Genomic DNA, 18,954 nt, shown 5'->3' on the forward strand with positions numbered 1-18,954 from the left:
CAGTCGACCACACCGACAGGATGGCCCGGTGAGCAGCGCAGACGGGACGACCTACGACGTCGTCGTGATGGGAGCCGGCTCGACCGGGGAGAACGTCGCCGACGTCGTCGTGCGGGGCGGGCTGTCCGCGGTGCTCGTCGAGGAGCACCTCGTCGGCGGGGAGTGCTCCTACTACGCGTGCATGCCGAGCAAGGCGCTGCTGCGCGGCACCGAGGCGATCGAGGAGGCGCGCGCGGTCCCGGGCGCCGCGGCCGCGGTCACCGGCGAGCAGGACGTCGCCGCCACCCTCGAGCGCCGCGACTCCTTCGCGAGCCACTGGGACGACGCCGGCCAGGTGCGCTGGGTGGAGGGCGCCGGCATCGACCTGGTCCGCGGCACCGCCCGGCTCGAGGGCGAGCGCACCGTCGTCGTCACCCGGCCCGACGGCGGGGAGACCCGGCTGACCGCGCGGCACGCCGTGGCCGTCTGCACCGGGTCGGAGCCGGCGGTGCCGCCGGTCGAGGGCCTGGCCGACGTCGAGCCGTGGACCCCGCGCGAGGCCACGGGCGCGAAGGAGCCCCCGCGCCGGCTGCTGGTGGTCGGCGGCGGCTACGTCGGCTGCGAGATGTCCTCCGCCTGGAACGCCCTCGGCTCGCAGGTGACGCTCCTCCAGCAGGGCGACCGGCTGCTGCCCGGCGCCGAGCCGCAGGCCGGGGACGCCGTGCTCGCCTCGCTGCGCGACCGCGGCGTCGACGTCCGGCTCGGCGCCGAGGTCCGCGCGGCCCGCCGCGAGCACGACGAGGTGGTCCTCACGACCACCGGGGGCGAGGTCCGCGGCGACGAGGTGCTCGTGGCCGTCGGGCGGCGGGCGCGGACGACCGCGATCGGCGTGGACAGCGTCGGCCTGGAGCCGGGGGAGTACCTCGACGTCGACGACACGCTGCAGGTGCGCGGGCTGCCCTGGCTCTACGGCGTCGGCGACGTCAACGGCCGCCGGCAGCTCACCCACATGGGCAAGTACCAGGCCCGCCAGGCCGGGGCGGCGATCGTCGCGCGCGCCCGCGGCGAGGAGGTGCGCGGGGAGGACTGGTCGCCGCACACCGCCACCGCCGACCGCGCCGCCACGCCCTCGGTCGTGTTCACCGACCCGCAGGTGGCCGGCGTCGGCCTGACCGGCGCCCAGGCGCAGGAGCGGGGCCTGCCGCACCGCGTCGTCGAGTACCCGATCGGCTCGGTCTCGGGCGCGGCGCTGTTCGCCGACGGCTACGAGGGGACCGCGATCGCCGTCGTCGACACCGAGCGCGAGGTGCTGCTCGGGGTGACCTTCGTCGGCCCGGCGGTGGCCGAGCTGCTGCACGCGGCGACGATCGCCGTCGTCGGGGAGGTGCCGATCGCGCGGCTGTGGCACGCGGTCCCGGCCTACCCGACGGTCAGCGAGATCTGGCTGCGGCTGCTCGAGACCTGGCGCGGCTGAGCGCCCCGGTGCGCCTCGGGCGGGCCGAGCTCTCGCTGCTGGACCTGCCGTCCCTGCCCGCCGAGATGGTCGAGCTGCTCCCGCGCGTGGTCGAGCTGCTCCCGCGCGACCTGCGGGAGCGGCTGCGCGGGATGCCGGAGGGGGCTGAGCGCCCAGGGCGGTGGGGTCGTCGCCGCGGCCGGGGTCCCGGCGCGCTGTGTGCCCGCTCACCGTGCTGCAGTGGAGTCCGTGCCCGCACCGTCCCGCAGCTCCTGGCGCCGCTACGTCGCCCTCGGCGACTCCTTCACCGAGGGCCTCAGCGACGCCGACCCCACCCGCCCCGGCGAGTACCGCGGCTGGGCCGACCGGCTCGCCGAGCACCTCGCCGCCGCCTCGCCCGGCGCCGACGTCGAGTACGCCAACCTCGCGATCCGCGGCCGGTTGCTGCCGCAGGTGCTCGCCGAGCAGGTGCCGGTGGCCCGCGCCGCGCAGCCGGACCTGGTGAGCCTGGTGGCCGGCGGCAACGACCTGCTCCGCCCCGGCGCCGACCCCGACGTGCTGGCCGCCGCGCTGGAGGAGGCGGTGGCCGGCTTCCGCGCCGACGGCGCCGACGTGCTGCTGGCCACCGGCGTCGACCCGCGGCTGACGCCGATCATCCGGCGCACCCGCGGCCGGGTCGCGGTGTTCAACGCCTCGCTGTGGTCGATCGCCGCGCGGCACGGCGCCGTCGTCCTCGACCAGTGGGGCGCGGACTGGCTGCTGGACTGGCGGCTGTGGGACAGCGACCGGATCCACCTCACCGCCGAGGGGCACCGGCGGATGGCGCTGGCCGCGGCCGACGCGCTCGGCGTCCCGGTCCCCGGCGACGGCGAGTGGCGCACCCCGCTGCCGCCGGCCCCGCCGCGGGCGCTGCGCGCGGCGCTGGCCGAGGAGGCCGCGTGGGTGCGCGGGTTCGTCGCGCCGTGGATCGCCCGCCGCCTGCGCGGCCGGTCCTCCGGCGACGGCCGGGCCCCCAAGCGGCCGGTGCCGCTGGCGCTGCCCCGCGGCTGAGCCGTGCACGTCCGCGGAGGTGCGCCGCGCACCTCCGCGGACGTCCACGCGGGGCTCAGGCGGGGGGCTGCTCCTCGTCGTCCGCCCGCTCAGCGTCGTCCTCGGGCTCGTCGTCGGCGGTCGTGTCCTCGACGACCACGAGGAACGGCCGGGAGGCCGGGGGCTCCCCGGCGTCCTCCAGCGGGAACAGGTCGACGCCGTCGCCGCCGGCCGGGTCCGGCACCGGGGGCAGCTCGCCGGTGACCGCCTCCAGCTCGCCGGTCACCGCCTCGAGGACGGCGGCGGCCTCCTCGGCGGCCTGCTCGACGAGCACCTCGGCCATGAGCGCCTCGGCGCGGCTGGGCAGCGGCGCGGGCCGGCCGAATGCGTAGCCCTGCGCCATCGCGCAGCCGTGCCGGCGCAGCCACTCGGCCTGCTCGAGGTCCTCGATGCCCTCGGCGATCACCTGCAGGCCCATGCCCTGCCCGAGTTGCAGCAGGCCCTGGACCAGCGCGGCGGTGGAGGGCCGGGTGACGACGTCGGCGACGAACGACCGGTCGATCTTCACGGTGTGGATCGGCAGCCGGTGCAGCGCGGTGATGGCCGAGTAGCCGGTGCCGAAGTCGTCGAGCGCCAGCGTCACGCCGCGCGCGGTCACCTCCGACACCGCCTGCAGCGTGGCCTCGGCGGCGAACAGCGCCGTCGACTCGGTGATCTCCAGCTCCAGCCGCTCGGGCGGCAGGCCGGACTCCTCCAGCGCGGCGGCGACCAGGTCGCTGAAGCCCTCCTCGGCCAGGTGCCGCGCGGAGACGTTGACGTGCACCCGCAGCCCGGCCGGCCAGCCGGCGGCGTCGGTGCACGCCTGCCGCAGCACCCAGGCGCCCAGGCGGGAGGTGAGCCGGTTGTTCTCCGCGGCGTCGAGGAACGCGCCGGGCGGCAGCAGCCCGCGGGTGGGGTGCTGCCAGCGGATGAGCGCCTCGTAGCCGAGCAGCGTCTCGTCGGCCAGGGAGACGATCGGCTGGTAGAACAGCCGCAGCTCGTCGCCGTCCAGCGCGCGGCGCAGGTCGGTCTCCAGCTGCAGCAGGTCGACCTCGTCCTCGGTCAGGCCGCCGTCGTGCACCTCGATCCGCGCCCGGCTGCCGTCCCGCTTGGCACGGGTGAGCGCGCTGTGCGCCTGGCGCAGCAGGTCGTCGGGGGCGACGTCGGAGCCCATGGTCAGCCCGACGCTCGCCGACAGCACGATCTCCCGGTTGCCGAGCTGGAACGGGTCGTCGAGCACCGACAGCAGCCGGTCGGCCAGCGCCCGCAGCCCGTCGAGGTCCTCGACGTCCTCGGCGAGGATGAGGAACTCGTCGGCGCCGAGCCGGACGGCGGTGTCCTCGACCCGGGTGCTCCAGCGCAGCCGGTCGGCGACCTGGCTGAGCAGCTGGTCGCCGGCCTCGGTGCCGAGGGTGTCGTTGACCGCCTGGAACCGGTCGAGGTCCAGGTGCACCAGGCCCACCTGCAGCCCGCGGCGGCGGGACAGCGCAAGGGCGTGGGCGAGCCGCTCGGTGAGCGCCCGGCGGTTGGGCAGCCCGGTGAGCTGGTCGGTGAAGGCCCGGCGGACCAGGTCCTCCTCGGCGCGCCGGCGGTCGGTGACGTCGACCAGCGACAGGACGACGAAGTGCGGCTCGCCGGTGGTCCGGTGGACGACGGTGTGCGACTGCTGCACCCACAGCTCGGTGCCGTCGGCGCGGCGCAGGCGGCGCTCGCCGTCCCGGCGCAGCCACGGGTCCAGGGCAGCCGCCTCACCCGTGGCGCCGTCGCCGTCGGGGATCGGGGCCTCGTCGGGGTGGGCGAGCAGGTCGACGTGGCGGCCCACCACGTCGTCGATGCCGCGGCCGGACAGCGCGCACAGCGCGTCGTTGACGACGAGCAGGTGGCCGTCGAGGCCGACCAGGGCCTTGGGGACCGGCGAGTTGAGGAACAGGGCGCGGAACACCTGGCCGCGGTCGGCCAGCAGCGTGTCGATGGCCCGCAGCCTCGTCCCCGCCGGTGCACCGCTCGGCTCGCCGGGCTGGTCGGCCCGGGGCCGGGGCACGTGGGGGGCGCTGAGAGTCACCTGCACAGGGTGGCCGACCGGACGGCCGGAGCAGCGGAACCCGCACACGGAGAGTCGTGGTCGGTCGCTCACGGTGCGTCACACCTGGAGGCTGCCGTGTCGTCCGGTGCGCGTGGGACGTCGCCGTGAGCAGCGCCTCCACGCGGATCCGCGGCGTCCGGACCGCCGGGTCCCCGCCGCTCGCGCCCGGGAGGGTGCCCGCACACCGCTCCGGGGAGCAGGGTGGGCGCCCCGAGCGGAGGAGCGCGTCATGGACTGGAAGCTCGAGCTGGTGGCCGTGCCGGTCAGCGACGTCGACCGGGCGATCACCTTCTACACCGAGGGCGCCGGGTTCCACCTCGACCACGACCACCGGGTGAGCGACGACGTCCGGTTCGTGCAGCTCACCCCGCCCGGGTCGGCGTGCTCGATCGCGATCGGCACCGGCCTGCTCGACGTGCCGCCCGGAGCGGCGCAGGGGCTGCAGCTCGTCGTCGCCGACGTCGAGCTGGCCCACAAGGAGCTGACCGGGCGGGGCGTGGAGGTCAGCGAGGTCCAGCACCTCCCCTGGGGGTCGTTCGTGTTCTTCAGCGACCCGGACGGGAACGGCTGGGCGGTCCAGCAGCTGCCACCGCGCTGACCGCCGGGGAATCCCGCGCCCGGCCCGTGCGCTGTGCCGGGCATGGACGTCGGCAAGCGCATCGGGTTCCTGTCGTTCGGTCACTGGCAGCCGCTGCCCGGCTCGGAGGTGCGCACGGCGCGGGACGCGCTGGTGCAGACCGTCGAGCTCGCCGTCGCCGCCGAGGAGCTCGGCCTGGACGGCGCGTTCGTCCGGGTGCACCACTTCGCGCGGCAGCTGGCCTCGCCGTTCCCGCTGCTGGCCGCGATGGCCGCGCGGACCTCGCGGATCGAGCTCGGCACCGGCGTCATCGACATGCGCTACGAGAACCCGCTGTACATGGCCGAGGAGGCCGCGGCCACCGACCTGCTCGCCGGTGGCCGGCTGCAGCTCGGCGTGAGCCGGGGGTCACCGGAGACGGCGCTGCGCGGCTCGGAGGCGTTCGGCTACGTCCCGCCGGAGGGGTCCTCGGACGCCGACCTGGCGCGGGAGAAGACGGCGCTGTTCCTCGCCGCGACCCGGGGCGCGACCGTCGTCGACGCCGACCCCGGGATGACCGGCGGCGCGCGCGGCCGGCTGGCGGTCCAGCCGCAGTCGCCGGGCCTGGCCGACCGGATCTGGTGGGGCGCCGGCACCCGGGCGACGGGGGAGTGGGCCGCCCGCCTGGGGCTGAACCTCATGAGCTCGACGCTGCTGTCCGAGGACACCGGCGTGCCCTTCGACGAGCTGCAGGCCGAGCAGATCGCCCGCTACCGCGCCGCCTGGGCCGAGGCCGGGTGGGACCGTGAGCCGCGGGTGTCGGTGAGCCGCAGCGTGATCCCGATCGTGTCCGACCTCGACCGCGCCTACTTCGGCGACGAGCGCCGCTCCGCGGACCAGGTCGGCCTGCTGGAGGGCGTGCGCGCCCGCTTCGGCCGCAGCTACGCCGGCGAGCCCGACCAGGTGGCCGAGGAGCTGGCCAAGGACGCCGCCGTCCGCGAGGCCGACACCCTGCTGCTCACGGTGCCGAACATGCTCGGCGTCGAGTACAACGCCCGGCTGCTGGAGAACGTCGCGCGCCACGTCGCGCCGGCGCTGGGCTGGACGCCCGCCGGCGGGCGCTGACGCGCACCCGTGCGAGAGGCCCGGGACCGCGGTGCGGTCCCGGGCCTCTCGCGTGCCGGAGGGGCTCAGTTCTCCAGGAAGGTGACGTTGCCCTCGGCGTCGATCTCGGCGACGACCTCGCCGTTCTGGCTCGGGTCGTCGACCAGCGCGACGGTGCAGACCAGCTGCAGGCCGTCCTCGGCGACGAGCACCGAGCGGTCGCCGCCGTCGCAGCTGGCGGTGATCTCGAAGCCGCCGTCGAGGGCGAACTGGCTGACCAGCGCGGACTCGACGTCGGCCACGTGCACGTAGACCTGGTCGCTGTCGATGGTCACGTTGCCCTCGTCGTCGGTCTGCTCGACGGTGAAGGTGACCTCCTGGCCCTCCAGCTGCGCGGTGCAGGTGGTGACCGTGCCGGCGGCGAGCTCGACGTCCTCGGGGCAGCTGACGTCGGTGACGGTGACGCCGGCCTGCTCCTGCGCGATGGCGGCGATCTGCCGCTCGGCCTCGGCGGTGTCGAGCACCTTGCTGCCGAAGAGGAAGAAGGCGCCGACGCCGAGCCCGGCGACGACGAGCACCGCGAGGATGCTGCCGACGATCGCGCCGGTGCGCTTCCTCGGCGGCTGCTGGCCGTAGGGGGCACCCGGGGCGAAGCCGGGGCCGTCCCAGCCGTTGGGAGCGGGGAACGGCGCCGGGGCGTAGGGGCCCTGCGGGGCGTGGGGCTGGGCGTTGCGGGGGTCGTGGACCTGGGTCACGGGGCGCTCCTCGGTGCGGTCCCGGGGCCGTCCCCGGGTGCTCGGGAGCACCGTCCCGCCGCCCGCTTGCAGGGTCCTTCGGGACGACTTGCGGCCCGCGGCAAGTGCGGGTGACCGGCGCGCCCGGCAGGGATCGAACCTGCGACCAAGTGCTTAGAAGGCACCTGCTCTATCCGCTGAGCTACGGGCGCTCGGCCGCGATGATGACACCTCCGCGGCGCCGGGCGTCAGCCGGTGACGGTCGGGCCGGCCGCCGTCCACAGGCGCCGGGCCCTCCACAGGTCGCTCCCGGCGCCGCCGCGGGCCCCTGAGCAGGGCGAGGGTCGGGCCCGGACCGGCACCGTGCCGGGTCCTGGGACCCCGAGGAGCACCGTGAGCACCACCGAGATCACCGTCGTCGGCAACGTCGTCGTCGCCCCCACCCGCAACCGCACGCAGAGCGGCAGCGTCACCAACTTCCGCGTCGCCTCCACCGAGCGGCGCTGGGACAGCACCGCGCAGGGCTTCGTCGACGGCGCGTCGTTCTTCGTCGACGTGGAGTGCTGGGGCGAGCTGGGCGGCAACGTGTCGCACAGCGTCAGCAAGGGCGACCCGGTCGTCGTCCGGGGCACGCTGCGCACCGACGAGTGGGAGAACGACACCGGCCGCCACAGCCGGCCGCGGGTCAAGGCCCGGACCGTGGGCTTCGACCTCAGCAAGGGCACCGCGGAGTTCCGCAAGACGCTGCGGGCGGCGGCCGCACCGGCGCCGGCCGAGCCGGTCGACGAGGCCGCCGGCGAGCGGGACTATCCGGAGCCCGTCGAGCCGTTGTACGAGCTGGACCCCGACTCGTCCGCGGCCGGTGCGGCGCTCGACGCCCTGCCGGAACCGGCTCTCCGCTAGCCGCCCCGGACTGGGAGGATCGGGGACGAGAACGCACGGGGGCCGGGCCGGAGCACCCAACCGGCCCGCCCCTCCTCGCGCACCGACGGAAGGCTCGAACGCCCAGTGGCTCAGTACATCTACACCATGGCCCGTGCGCGCAAGGCGCACGGCGACAAGGTCATCCTCGACGACGTCACCCTGTCGTTCCTGCCCGGCGCCAAGATCGGCGTCGTCGGCCCCAACGGTGCGGGCAAGTCGACCGTCCTCAAGATCATGGCCGGGCTGGACCAGCCCTCCAACGGCGACGTGATGCTGGCCGCCGATGCGACCGTCGGCATCCTGCTGCAGGAGCCGCCGCTCAACGAGGAGCTCGACGTGCGCGGCAACGTCGAGGAGGCGGTCAAGCCGCTGCGCGACGCGCTGACCCGCTTCGAGGAGGTCAGCGCGGCGATGGGGGAGCCCGACGCCGACTTCGACGCGCTGCTGGCCGAGCAGGGCGAGCTCATGGAGGTCATCGAGCAGCACGACGGCTGGGAGCTCGACGCCCGCATCGAGCAGGCGATGGACGCGCTGCGCTGCCCGCCCGGCGACGCCGACGTCGGCGTGCTGTCCGGTGGTGAGCGCCGCCGCGTCGCGCTGTGCCGCCTGCTGCTCGAGGCGCCGGACCTGCTGCTGCTCGACGAGCCCACCAACCACCTCGACGCCGAGAGCGTCGCGTGGCTGGAGCAGCACCTCGAGAAGTACGCCGGCACCGTCGTCGCCGTCACCCACGACCGGTACTTCCTCGACAACGTCGCCCAGTGGATCCTCGAGCTCGACCGCGGCCGGGCCTACCCCTACGAGGGCAACTACTCCACCTACCTGGAGACCAAGGCCGCCCGCCTCAAGGTCGAGGGCGCCAAGGACGCCAAGCGGCAGAAGCGGCTGGCCGAGGAGCTGGAGTGGGTGCGGTCGGGCGCGAAGGCCCGCCAGGCCAAGAGCAGGGCCCGCCTCCAGCGCTACGAGGAGATGGCGGCCGAGGCCGACAAGTACCGCAAGCTCGACTTCGAGGAGATCCAGATCCCGCCGGGCCCGCGGCTGGGCAACGTGGTCGTCGAGAGCCACGACCTCACCAAGGGCTTCGGCGACCGCATCCTCATCGACGACCTGACCTTCACGCTGCCGCGCAACGGCATCGTCGGCGTCGTGGGCCCCAACGGCGCCGGCAAGACCACGCTGTTCAAGATGCTGGTCGGCGAGGAGAAGCCGGACGACGGCGACATCAAGGTCGGCGAGACGGTGAAGATCTCCTACGTCGAGCAGACCCGCAGCGGCATCGACCCCAAGAAGACGCTGTGGGAGGTCGTCTCCGACGGCCTGGACCACATCAAGGTCGGCAACGTGGAGATGCCCTCGCGGGCCTACGTCGCGGCGTTCGGGTTCAAGGGCCCGGACCAGCAGAAGCCGGCCGGCGTGCTCTCCGGCGGTGAGCGCAACCGGCTGAACCTGGCGCTGACCCTCAAGCAGGGCGGCAACCTGCTGCTGCTCGACGAGCCGACCAACGACCTCGACGTCGAGACGCTGACCAGCCTGGAGTCGGCGCTGCTGGAGTTCCCCGGCTGCGCCGTGGTGGTCAGCCACGACCGGTGGTTCCTCGACCGCGTGGCCACCCACATCCTCGCCTACGAGGGCGAGTCCAAGTGGTTCTGGTTCGAGGGCAACTTCGCCGACTACGAGAAGAACAAGGTCGAGCGGCTCGGCCCCGAGGCCGCCCGCCCGCACCGCGCGACCTACCGCAAGCTCACCCGCGACTAGCGGCCCCCTCCGGAGGCTCGGCCCGAGCTTGCGAGGGCTGAGGGGGAGGGGGTCCTTACCGGCCGGTCGGAGCACGTGCTCCGGCCGGCCGTCGCCGTCTGCGGGCGCGGTGTGTGCACACAGCGCGCTCCCGCGGACCTCCCCGGCGCGGTTCGTGCACACGGCGCGGTTCCCGCACCCGGCGCGACGGGCCGCGGTCGACGGGTGCGGGCGGCGTGCGGCAGGGTGTCGGACCGTGCGGTTCACGGTGCAGGTCCCGATGCGCTGGTCGGACATGGACGCCTACGGCCACGTCAACAACGTCGTCTACCTGCAGTACTTCGAGATGGCGCGGGTCGCGCTGTTCTTCGAGCGGGCGTCGCTGGAGGAGCGCACCGGGCTGCGCCGCGGCACCGTCGTCGCCGCCCACGAGATCGCCTACAAGCGGCCGGTGGTCTACTCCGCCCGGCCGCTGGACGTGCAGATCTGGGTGTCGGACGTGCGCGCGGCCGCCTTCACCTGCCACTACGAGGTCTTCGACCACGAGCGGCTCGCCGTCACCGGCAGCACCCTGCTGGTGCCCTTCGACTTCTCCATCGACCGGCCGCGCCGGCTGACCCCGGACGAGAAGGACTTCCTCGCCCGCTGGGCCGACGATCCGGAGGCCTGAGCCCCGGAGTCCTGGGCGCCGGTGTCGTCAGCGGGCGGGTGCGCCCTGCACCACGCCGCTGCCGGCGTGCATCCAGTCGCGCGGGGGAGCGGTGTCCACCACCCGCTTGCCCAGCGGGAACAGCCCGACGGCGGCCAGCTTGAACGACGCGATCCCGAACGGGATCCCGATGATCGTCACGCAGAAGGCGATCCCGGCGAGCACGTGCAGCAGCGCCAGCCACCACCCGGCGATCACGAACCACAGCAGGTTCCCGATCGCCGAGGCGACGCCGGCGCCCGGTGCCCGCACCGTCGTCCGGCCGAACGGCCACACCACGAACCCGGCGAGCCGGAACGAGGCGATGCCGAACGGGATGGTCACCACCAGCAGGCAGGCCAGCACGCCGGCGAAGGCGTAGGCCAGCGCGAGCAGCCAGCCCTGCAGGACCAGCCAGACCAGGTTCAGCAGCGTGCGGAGGGTGTCCACACACAGACGACGGACCGCGGGCGCGCCGGGTTCCGCGCCGGCGGGACGTCCCGCGGGCGGACGGTGGGCGCCCACCCACGGCAGGATCGCGACCGCCGGCGCGGTCGGCCGACCGGCCGGGGCCACCCGAGAGGAGCCGGTCCGCGATGACCACCGACACCCGCGCACCCGCCGCCACCGGCACGGACACCGACACGGCCACCGGCGCGCTCGCCGGGCGCCTGCTCGACACCGTCCTGGCCTGCCTGGACGCCCAGGCGATCGCGCTGGGCGACCGGCTCGGCTACTACCGTGCCCTCGCCGACGGCGACGCGCTGACCCCCGCCGAGCTGGCCGGGCGCACCGGGACGGCGGAGCGCTACACGCGCGAGTGGCTGGAGCAGCAGGCGGTCACCGGCATCCTCACCGCCGCCGACGACCCCGACCGCCCCGGCGACGCGCAGTCCCGCCGCTTCACCCTCCCGCCCGGCCACCGCGCCCCGCTGCTCGACGTGCTGAGCGGCGAGCACCTCCTGCCGCTGGTCCGCTTCGCCGTCGCCACCGGCCGGCACGCCGACGCGCTGGCCGAGGCGCACCGCACCGGCGGCGGCATCTCCTGGGCGCAGCAGGGCGCCGACGTCCGGGAGGCGCAGGCCGCCGCGAACCGGCCGCTGTTCCTCGGCCCGCTGGGGCGCGAGCACCTCCCGTCGATCCCCGACGTCGACGCGGCACTGCGGCGCGGCGGCCGGGTCGCCGACGTCGGCTGCGGGCACGGCTGGTCCTCGATCGGCATCGCGCTGGCCTATCCCGCGGCGACCGTCGACGGCTTCGACGTCGACGCGCCGTCGGTGGAGGCGGCCCGTCGCAACGCCGCCGAGGCCGGGGTCGCCGACCGGGTCCGGTTCGAGGTCACCGACGCCGCGACGGTGTCGGGCACCTACGACGTCGTCACCGCCTTCGAGTGCGTGCACGACCTGCCCGACCCCGTGGCGGTGCTCGCGGCCATGCGGCGGCTGGCCGGGGACGGCGGCGCGGTCCTGGTGGTGGACGAGAGGGTGGCCGAGGAGTTCACCGCCCCCGGCGACGAGGTCGAGCGGCTGATGTACGGCTACAGCCTGGTGTGCTGCCTGCCCGACGGGCTCTCCACCCGGCCCTCGGCCGCGACCGGCACGGTCATGCGGCCGGCCACGCTGCGCCGGTACGCGCGCGAGGCGGGCTTCGCCGGCGTCGAGGTGCTCGACGTCCGGGACGAGGTCTTCCGCTTCTACCGGCTGGTCTGAGCCCTCAGCCGGCCACGATCCGCGGCACCGGCCGGGCCGCGCCCGTCGGCGCCCCGCGGCGGGCGGCCTCCTCCTCGGACACCGGCCGGACGACGGCGCCCTCGGTGATCCCCGCCCCCGCGAACACCGCCGCGTTGATCCCGCCGCGGTGCACCATCGCCTTCACCAGCCGGGCGCCGGTGAGCCGCTCGAGGTGCGCGCACGGCGGGCAGCGCTTCACCCCGAACAGCAGCGCGTCGCCGACGGCGAACCAGCGGCCCACCAGCGCGGGCAGGTCGACCCCGGTGGTGACCAGGTTGCGGCGGGTGTCCCCGGGCGTCAGCGGCACGCCCGCCTCGGCCGCGACCGCCGCGACGTCGCCGGCGTCGACCAGGGTGAGCTGCTTCTCCAGGTCCGGGTAGCGCGCCCAGGTGCCGCCGCCGAGGGCGTAGCGGTCGCCCTCCAGCCCGCGCCCGGCCACCAGCCGGCCGGCCGGGACCCGCCGCATGGGCGCGGCGGCGGCCGGGGTCGTCCAGATCTCGAGGACGGTCATCGCGGGACCTCCGGGGCGGGGGAGCGCCGGCGGCGGCGCGCGGGCGGGACGTCGTCGGCGCCGCGGGCGTCGAGCGCCTCGCTCACGTCGTGTGCCATCTGCAGGACCTGCACCAGCAGCGGGGCCACCGTCGTCCGCAGCCCGCGCAGGCCGCGGGGGGAGCCGCCGCGGGCGGCCTGCGCCTCGCGGATGCGGTCGGCCCGCTCGACGAGCACCGGGATGAACCGCAGCGCCATGGTGACCACCAACCCGACCCGCGCCGGCCGCACGCCGACCAGCCGCAGCGGGGCGGCCAGCCGCTCGACCACTGCCACCATCGCGCTCACCCGCGTCGTCGCCGTCACCACGGCCGCGGCCAGCACCAGCGTGAGCAGGCGCAGCGCGACGTGCGCGCCGGTGCGCACGTCCGTGGTCAGCGAGTGCACGACCAGCAGCGCCAGCACCCACCACACCACCGCCCGCGCCTGCCGGGCCAGCGCCGCGACCGGCAGCCGGGCCACCAGCAGCCCGACGGCCAGCACGCCCGCCAGCGCCGCGGCGGCCGCCGTCAGCGTGGGCAGCCAGAACAGGCCGACGGCGAGGGCGGCGAGCGCGAGCAGCTTCACCCCGGCCGGCAGCCGGTGGACGGCGCTGGCCCTCGGGACGTACAGCGCGAGGGTCACCGGGCGGCCATCAGCGTGCGGTAGGCGGCCACGGCCGGGCCGGGGGCGGCGTCCTCCACCACCCGGCCGCGGTCGACGACCAGCACCCGGTCGAAGCCGTCGAGCAGGTCCAGCTGGTGGGTGACGACGACGACCTGCTGCTCCAGCCCGGCGACCAGCTCGGCCACCCGGCGGGCGTTGACCAGGTCCAGCAGCGTCGTCGGCTCGTCGAACACGATCCGGGCCGGGCGCATGACCAGGACGCCGGCGATCGCCAGCAGCTGCTTCTGCCCGCCCGACAGCAGGTGCGCGGGGTGGTCGGCGTGCCCGGCCAGGCCGTAGCGGGCCAGCACCTCGGCGACGCGGGCGGCCCGCTCGTCGGGCGGCACGCCCTGGTTCTCCAGCCCGTAGGCGACGTCCTCGGCGACGGTGGGGTGCACGATCTGCGCGTCGGGGTCCTGGAAGACGAACCCGACGCGGCGCCGCACCGCGCGCACCTGGGTGCGGGTGTCCAGCCCGTCGACCAGCACCCGCCCCTCGGTCGGGATGACGAGGCCGTTGAGCAGCCGGGCGAAGGTGCTCTTGCCCGAGCCGTTGGCGCCGATGACGCCGACCCGCGGCTCGGTCAGGGTGAGGTCGAGGTCCTCGAGCACCACCCGCTCGCCGTACCGGTGCCCGACGCCGCGCAGCTCGATGCCGCGCCCCGGCTCCGCGAGCTCGTCCGCGGCGGGCGCCGGACCGGGACGGCGGAGCCTCACCGGGCGCCGGCCGCCCGGCGGGGACGGTCGATGACGGGGTAGCTGCGCCGGACGACGTCGGCGACGGCCGCGGCGACGAAGGCCTTGAACAGGTCGCCCGGGATGAAGACGGCGGCGCCGGTCCACAGCGCGGTGTCCCACGGCAGGCCGGAGACGGCCTTGAGCACCGGGACGCCGACGGCGTAGACGACCACGATGCCGCCGACGACGTTGGCCACCAGGCCCCAGCCGACGTTGTAGCGGTCCCAGACCCGCTCGGTCAGCCAGCCGACGACGAACGCGGCGAGCGGCCAGCTGTAGAGGTACCCGGCCGTGGGGCCGGCGAAGGGCGCCAGGCCGCCGGCGCCGCTGGCCAGCAGCGGCAGACCGACCGCCACCAGGACCAGGAACAGCAGGACCGCGAGGAAGCCGCGGCGGGCGCCCAGGACGCTGCCGGCCAGCATGACGCCGAGGGTCTGCGCGGTGATCGGCACGGTCCCGACGTTGATCGCCGGCAGGGTCCCCAGCGCGGCGATGATCGCGGCGAAGAGGGCGACGTAGGCGAGGTCCCGGGTCTTCACGGCGTCTCCTCCACAGGCAGCGGGACGGGCCCGCGCGGTCCTCGCGGAAGGTACCCGAGGGGCGGGCGGGACCCGTCCGGCGGGCGTCCCGGTGCCCCGCCGATCCCGTCGCCGTCGGTGTCCGCGCGCTCACCTGCAGATACGTCCGCCGGTTTGCCCGGGCCGCCCGCGACGTGTTTTCTGGGGTCGCTGAGGCCTTCGGCGGAGGCGAGGAACAGGCGGAACTGCATGGCAACCGGGTGGTGGGCGGCACTGTGGTCGCGGGGGCGTCACGAGCCGCGCGGTGCCACCCCGGGAGCCACCCGGGAGGCGCACCAGGACCCGTGGCCCGGGCGCGCCGCCGCCGCCCGGTCCGCCGCGGCAGCACCTCCGCCGCAGCCCCCGCGCCCCGCCGTCGAGGAGCCGGTCACCCGGCCCGCGCCCCGGCCCACGCCGCCCCCGGCCCCGCCGGGTGCGGCACACGACGCCCCGGCGGCCGAGCCGCCGCGGGACGCCGTGCCTCCCCAGACGCCCGGTCCGACCGGTCGACCCGGGTCGCCTCCCGGCCCGGTGCGCAGCCCGTCGCTGCGTCCCCCTCTCGAGACGACAGGAGCCCTTCCCATGGCCTCACTCGACACCGTCATCGCGGACCTGCTCGCGATCGAGGGCGCCAACGGCGCCGCGATCGTGGACATCGACAGCGGCATGGCCCTCGCGTCCGGGGGCACGCCCGGCTTCGACCTCAACGTGGCCGCCGCCGGCAACTCCAACGTCGTGCGCGCCAAGCTGCGCACGATCAACGACCTCGAGCTCAAGGACGAGGTCGAGGACATCCTCATCACGCTGCAGAGCCAGTACCACCTGATCAACGTGCTCAAGGGGCAGGGCAACGCCGGCCTGTTCATCTACCTCGTGCTCAACCGCGTGACCGCCAACCTGGCGCTGGCGCGGCACAAGCTGCGCGCGGTCGCGGCGACCGTCAGCGTCTGAGCCGGCGGCGCCGGCACCCGACCCGCGGGGGCGGGGAGGGTGCCGGCGCAGCCGCTCCCGGGTTCAGGCGGCGGCGGTGGCGGCCTCGACGATGCGGTCGCGCACCGCGTCGACGGCGAGCTCGCCGGTGTCGATCCACCGGGCGACCCGGCCGCCGGCGACGATGCCGACCCGGTCGCAGCACTCGGCCAGCTCGTCGGGGTCCACCGACACGACGACGACCGAGGTCCCGTGCGCGGTCGCCTCGTCCAGCAGCTGGCGGACCTGCCGCCGGGCCCGCACGTCCAGGCCGCGGGTGGGCTCGTGGAGGACGACGACGTCGCGCGCGCACTCCGACATCCACCGGGCGAGCGCGAGCTTGTGCTGGTCGCCGCCGGACAGCGCGCCGAACACCGTGCGGATGCTCAGCGTCTTCACGTCCATCCGGTGCACGGTCCGGATGACCCCGCGCAGCTGGGCGATCTCCTTGCGCAGGTCCGACAGCGAGCCCCAGGCCTCCTGGGTCATCGTCCGCGCGATCGTCTCGCCGGGGTCCACGCCGTAGGCGTCCTCGTCCGGGCGGTACACCGGCAGCTCCAGCCCGGGGGCGTCCGCGGAGGTCCCGAGCGAGCGCTCCTCGCCGAACAGCTGCAGCTCGTCGGTGACCGCCGGCAGCTCCCCGGACAGCGCGCCGGCGATCTCGCGGACACCGGAGGACCGGTGCCCGGTCAGGCCGATCACCTCGCCGCGGCGCAGCAGCAGGTCCACGCCCTCGACCGCGCCGGGCACCCGCAGGTTGCGGACCCGCAGCACCACCTCGTCGGAGGGCACCAGCCGCGGTGAGAGGCGGACGGGGGCCTCCTCGGCCGGCGCGGGCTCCGGCACCGAGGCCACCCGGGGCTCCGGGGGCGTGACCGGCTCGCCGACGGTCTCCGCCGCCAGCCGGACGGGGTCCAGCCGGTCGGCCGGCGCGTCGAGGGCGATCCGCCCGTCGCGCAGGACGAGCACCCGGTCGACCACCTCGAGCATCTCGGGCAGCCGGTGGCTGATGTAGAGGACGCCGCGACCCTGCCGGCTCAGCCGGCCCGCGACGGCGTGCAGCCGGCCCACCTCCGAGGGCAGCAGCGGTGCCGACACCTCGTCGAGCACCACCAGCCGGGTGTCCTCGGCGAGCACGCGGGCGATCTCGAGCAGGCCGTGCACGAAGTGCGGCAGGTCCCCGACGGGGGTGTCCGGGTCGACGTCGAGGGCGACCTCGGCGAGCAGCACCTGCGCCTGCCGGCGCAGCTCCCGCGGCGGCAGCCCGGCCTGGGTGGTGCCGCGGAAGACCGCCTGCGCGACGGTCAGCGCCGGGTCGATGTGCACCAGCTGCTGCACGACGCCGACGCCGAGGTGGCGGGCGTCGTCGGCGGACAGCGGCGCGTAGGGGTGGCCCTGCAGCGTCATGGAGCCGGCGTCGGCGGGGGTGATGCCGGCGAGGACGTCGCCGAGGGTCGACTTGCCCGCCCCGTTGGTGCCGACGAGCCCGACGATCTCGCCCTCGGCGAGGGCGAAGGAGACGTCCCGCAGGACACGACGGGCCCCGAAGGACTTGGTCAGGCCCTGGACCTGCAACAACGTCATGGGTGGGCGCGCCTCCCCCGGCACAGGGCCGCCGACACGGGTCGGTCGACCGCGGCGTCAGCGTCCCCCCGTGACGCTCTGTTCCGGTTCCGATGCTACCCGCGTGCGGGGACGGCGCCTCCCGAGGCGGAAGGCGCCGCAACCGTGGCGGCAGCCGCGCGGCCTCCCTGCAGGGGCCCGCCGCGAGCGTGCGAGCGGTGGGGGGCAGGGAGGTCCTTCCTCAGGCGTGCAGCCAGACGGCGGCGTCGGTCGGGAGCGCGCCGTCGGCGACGTCGGCGCTGGCCAGCAGGACCCGGCCCTCGGGCAGCGGCACCGCCTGCCCGGAGAGGTTCACCAGGCACACCAGGCCGCCGGGACGGCGGAAGGCGAGGCACCCCTCCGGCGCGGGCAGCCAGTCCAGCGACTCACCGGCGAAGGCCGGCGACGAGGCCCGCAGCGCCAACGCGGCCCGGTACAGCGACAGCACCGACGACGGGTCCGCGGCCTGCGCCCCGGCGGTCAGCGGCCCCCAGCCCTCGGGCATCGGCAGCCAGGTCTCCCGCTGCGCCGAGAAGCCGTAGGAGGGCTCGGTGCCCGACCACGGCACCGGGACGCGGCAGGCGTCGCGGCCGCGCTCGGTGTGCCCGGACCGCTCCCAGATCGGGTCCTGCAGCACCTCGTCGGGCAGGTCCACGTCGGGCATGCCGAGCTCGTCGCCGTTGTAGACGTAGGCCGCGCCGGGCAGCGCGAGCTGCAGCAGCGCCGCGGCCCGCGCCCGCCGGGTGCCGGTCTCGCCGCCGCCGTAGCGGGTCACGTGCCGGGGCCGGTCGTGGTTGGACAGCACCCAGCAGGCCGGCGCCGGGGTCCCGTCGACGGTGGCCAGCGAGTGGACGACGGCGTCGCGCAGGTCCTCGGGCGTCCAGTCGGCGGTGAGCAGCTTGAAGTTGAACGCCAGCTGCAGCTCGTCGGCGCGCAGGTAGTCGGCCAGCCGGTCGTCGTCGGAGACCCACACCTCGCCGACGGCCATGGTGCCCGGGTAGCCGTCGAGGACGGCGCGGATGCGGCGGTGCACCTCGTGCACCCCGTCGTTGTCGAACCGGTGGTCGCCCGGGCCGTGGTCGTCGAGCAGCCCGGTGTCCTCCATGGGCTCCATGTCGGGCAGGCCGTCGGGCTTGGCCATGCCGTGGGCGACGTCGATGCGGAAGCCGTCGACGCCGCGGTCGAGCCAGAACCGCATGGTCTCCTCGAGGTCGGCGAGCACCTCGGGGTTGGTGAAGTCCAGGTCGGGCTGCTCGGGCGCGAAGATGTGCAGGTACCACTGGCCGTCGGGCACCCGCGACCACGCCGGCCCGCCGAAGACCGACGGCCAGTTGTTCGGCGGCTCGGCGCCGTCGGGCCCGCGGCCGTCCCGGAACAGGTACCGCGCCCGCTCGGGCGAGCCGGGGCCGGCGGCCAGCGCCGCCTGGAACCACTCGTGCTGGTGCGAGCTGTGGTTGGGCACGAGGTCGACGGTCACCCGGATGCCGGCCGCGTGCGCCTCGGCCAGCAGCGCGTCGAACTCGGCGAGGTCGCCGAACACCGGTTCGACGTCGCGCGGGTCGGCGACGTCGTAGCCGTGGTCGGCCATCGGCGAGGGGTAGAAGGGCGTGATCCACAGCGCGTCGACGCCGAGGTCGACCAGGTGCGGCAGCCGGGCGCGGATGCCGGCGAGGTCGCCGACGCCGTCGCCGCTGCCGTCGGCGAAGCTGCGGATGTAGACCTGGTAGAAGACCGCGTCGCGCCACCAGTCGGCGTCGGTGCGGCGGAACGTGCGGGCAGGGGTGAGGGAACTCACCGGGCTCCTAGGTGACGTGGGGGAAGGGCCCCCTCGCGGGGGCGGGG

At 75.7% G+C, this 18,954-nt stretch carries 18 protein-coding genes and 1 tRNA gene; 9 read left to right on the forward strand and 10 right to left on the reverse strand.

What is annotated here, in order from left to right; translation table 11 throughout:
* Window positions 1-28 precede the first annotated feature (28 nt).
* Together ACI8AA_RS00285 and ACI8AA_RS00290 are read left to right on the forward strand one after the other, a co-directional pair.
* A complete protein-coding gene (locus ACI8AA_RS00285) occupies window positions 29-1,453 on the forward strand; it encodes a dihydrolipoyl dehydrogenase family protein (protein ID WP_457042523.1) in 1,425 nt (474 codons plus the stop codon).
* A 228-nt stretch (window positions 1,454-1,681) separates the two neighbouring features.
* Entirely contained in the window at window positions 1,682-2,482 is an 801-nt protein-coding gene (locus ACI8AA_RS00290; RefSeq protein WP_457042524.1) for an SGNH/GDSL hydrolase family protein, read from the forward strand.
* A 55-nt stretch (window positions 2,483-2,537) separates the two neighbouring features.
* On the opposite strand, the gene ACI8AA_RS00295 is transcribed toward ACI8AA_RS00290, so the two are convergent.
* The gene (locus tag ACI8AA_RS00295; protein ID WP_457042525.1) at window positions 2,538-4,562 is read right to left on the reverse strand and encodes a putative bifunctional diguanylate cyclase/phosphodiesterase; all 2,025 of its coding nucleotides are present in this window, start codon (window positions 4,560-4,562) and stop codon (window positions 2,538-2,540) included.
* A gap of 250 nt (window positions 4,563-4,812) precedes the next feature.
* Here ACI8AA_RS00295 and ACI8AA_RS00300 point away from each other — a divergent pair, with 250 nt between their 5' ends.
* Window positions 4,813-5,181: a VOC family protein gene (locus ACI8AA_RS00300; protein WP_457042526.1), complete on the forward strand. Its 369-nt coding sequence runs from the start codon at window positions 4,813-4,815 to the stop codon at window positions 5,179-5,181.
* A gap of 42 nt (window positions 5,182-5,223) precedes the next feature.
* Window positions 5,224-6,264, forward strand: a complete 1,041-nt coding sequence (locus ACI8AA_RS00305; protein WP_457042527.1) for an LLM class flavin-dependent oxidoreductase — start codon at window positions 5,224-5,226, stop codon at window positions 6,262-6,264.
* Between the two features lie 65 nt (window positions 6,265-6,329).
* Here ACI8AA_RS00305 and ACI8AA_RS00310 read toward each other — a convergent pair whose 3' ends face one another.
* Both ACI8AA_RS00310 and ACI8AA_RS00315 read right to left on the reverse strand, forming a co-directional pair.
* Window positions 6,330-6,998 (reverse strand): DUF4333 domain-containing protein, encoded by a 669-nt coding sequence (locus ACI8AA_RS00310; protein ID WP_457042528.1) that lies wholly within the window; start codon window positions 6,996-6,998, stop codon window positions 6,330-6,332.
* A 118-nt stretch (window positions 6,999-7,116) separates the two neighbouring features.
* A tRNA-Arg gene (locus ACI8AA_RS00315) sits at window positions 7,117-7,189 on the reverse strand.
* A gap of 181 nt (window positions 7,190-7,370) precedes the next feature.
* Here ACI8AA_RS00315 and ACI8AA_RS00320 point away from each other — a divergent pair.
* The 3 genes from ACI8AA_RS00320 (at window position 7,371) to ACI8AA_RS00330 (ending at window position 10,305) form a co-directional block, all read left to right on the forward strand.
* Complete coding sequence (locus ACI8AA_RS00320) at window positions 7,371-7,880, forward strand: single-stranded DNA-binding protein (protein ID WP_457042529.1); 510 nt, start codon at window positions 7,371-7,373, stop codon at window positions 7,878-7,880.
* Between the two features lie 105 nt (window positions 7,881-7,985).
* Complete coding sequence (gene ettA, locus ACI8AA_RS00325) at window positions 7,986-9,656, forward strand: energy-dependent translational throttle protein EttA (protein WP_457042530.1); 1,671 nt, start codon at window positions 7,986-7,988, stop codon at window positions 9,654-9,656.
* 235 nt (window positions 9,657-9,891) lie between these two features.
* On the forward strand, window positions 9,892-10,305 hold the full coding sequence (locus ACI8AA_RS00330) for an acyl-CoA thioesterase (RefSeq protein ID WP_457042531.1): 414 nt from the start codon (window positions 9,892-9,894) through the stop codon (window positions 10,303-10,305).
* A gap of 27 nt (window positions 10,306-10,332) precedes the next feature.
* Here the strand turns inward: ACI8AA_RS00330 and ACI8AA_RS00335 are convergent, their stop codons facing one another.
* Window positions 10,333-10,773, reverse strand: coding sequence for a YccF domain-containing protein (locus tag ACI8AA_RS00335; RefSeq protein WP_457042532.1), 441 nt, complete (start codon window positions 10,771-10,773; stop codon window positions 10,333-10,335).
* Between the two features lie 146 nt (window positions 10,774-10,919).
* On the opposite strand from ACI8AA_RS00335, the gene ACI8AA_RS00340 reads away from it, so the two are divergent.
* The gene (locus ACI8AA_RS00340; protein WP_457042533.1) at window positions 10,920-12,032 is read left to right on the forward strand and encodes a class I SAM-dependent methyltransferase; all 1,113 of its coding nucleotides are present in this window, start codon (window positions 10,920-10,922) and stop codon (window positions 12,030-12,032) included.
* A gap of 4 nt (window positions 12,033-12,036) precedes the next feature.
* Here ACI8AA_RS00340 and ACI8AA_RS00345 read toward each other — a convergent pair whose 3' ends face one another.
* Genes ACI8AA_RS00345 through ACI8AA_RS00360 form a run of 4 tightly spaced genes read right to left on the reverse strand, consistent with a single transcriptional unit; the run spans window position 12,037 to window position 14,523 of the window.
* Window positions 12,037-12,564, reverse strand: a complete 528-nt coding sequence (locus tag ACI8AA_RS00345) for an MOSC domain-containing protein (RefSeq protein ID WP_457042534.1) — start codon at window positions 12,562-12,564, stop codon at window positions 12,037-12,039.
* Window positions 12,561-13,226: an energy-coupling factor transporter transmembrane component T family protein gene (locus ACI8AA_RS00350; protein WP_457042535.1), complete on the reverse strand. Its 666-nt coding sequence runs from the start codon at window positions 13,224-13,226 to the stop codon at window positions 12,561-12,563. Before ACI8AA_RS00350 ends, ACI8AA_RS00345 begins: the two co-directional genes overlap by 4 nt.
* On the reverse strand, window positions 13,223-13,963 hold the full coding sequence (locus ACI8AA_RS00355; RefSeq protein WP_457042536.1) for an energy-coupling factor ABC transporter ATP-binding protein: 741 nt from the start codon (window positions 13,961-13,963) through the stop codon (window positions 13,223-13,225). Before ACI8AA_RS00355 ends, ACI8AA_RS00350 begins: the two co-directional genes overlap by 4 nt.
* On the reverse strand, window positions 13,960-14,523 hold the full coding sequence (locus ACI8AA_RS00360) for a biotin transporter BioY (RefSeq protein ID WP_457042537.1): 564 nt from the start codon (window positions 14,521-14,523) through the stop codon (window positions 13,960-13,962). Before ACI8AA_RS00360 ends, ACI8AA_RS00355 begins: the two co-directional genes overlap by 4 nt.
* Window positions 14,524-15,123: 600 nt before the next feature.
* Between ACI8AA_RS00360 and ACI8AA_RS00365 the strand changes: the two genes are divergently transcribed.
* Window positions 15,124-15,492 carry a hypothetical protein gene (locus ACI8AA_RS00365; protein WP_457042538.1) on the forward strand — a complete coding sequence of 123 codons (369 nt, stop codon included), beginning with the start codon at window positions 15,124-15,126 and terminating at the stop codon, window positions 15,490-15,492.
* A gap of 63 nt (window positions 15,493-15,555) precedes the next feature.
* Here ACI8AA_RS00365 and ACI8AA_RS00370 read toward each other — a convergent pair whose 3' ends face one another.
* Together ACI8AA_RS00370 and ACI8AA_RS00375 are read right to left on the reverse strand one after the other, a co-directional pair.
* Entirely contained in the window at window positions 15,556-17,094 is a 1,539-nt protein-coding gene (locus tag ACI8AA_RS00370; protein WP_457042539.1) for an ATP-binding cassette domain-containing protein, read from the reverse strand.
* A 220-nt stretch (window positions 17,095-17,314) separates the two neighbouring features.
* Window positions 17,315-18,907: a glycoside hydrolase family 13 protein gene (locus ACI8AA_RS00375; RefSeq protein ID WP_457042540.1), complete on the reverse strand. Its 1,593-nt coding sequence runs from the start codon at window positions 18,905-18,907 to the stop codon at window positions 17,315-17,317.
* Window positions 18,908-18,954 lie beyond the last annotated feature (47 nt).

Source organism: Geodermatophilus sp. SYSU D01180 (assembly GCF_054050415.1).

Coding starts and splice junctions, on each gene's coding strand:
- ACI8AA_RS00300 (WP_457042526.1), top strand. CDS start 4,813: ATGGACTGGAAGCTCGAGCTGGTGGCCGTGCCGGTCAGCGACGTCGAC.
- ACI8AA_RS00305 (WP_457042527.1), top strand. CDS start 5,224: ATGGACGTCGGCAAGCGCATCGGGTTCCTGTCGTTCGGTCACTGGCAG.
- ACI8AA_RS00340 (WP_457042533.1), top strand. CDS start 10,920: ATGACCACCGACACCCGCGCACCCGCCGCCACCGGCACGGACACCGAC.
- ACI8AA_RS00345 (WP_457042534.1), bottom strand. CDS start 12,564: ATGACCGTCCTCGAGATCTGGACGACCCCGGCCGCCGCCGCGCCCATG.
- ACI8AA_RS00365 (WP_457042538.1), top strand. CDS start 15,124: ATGGCCTCACTCGACACCGTCATCGCGGACCTGCTCGCGATCGAGGGC.
- ACI8AA_RS00370 (WP_457042539.1), bottom strand. CDS start 17,094: ATGACGTTGTTGCAGGTCCAGGGCCTGACCAAGTCCTTCGGGGCCCGT.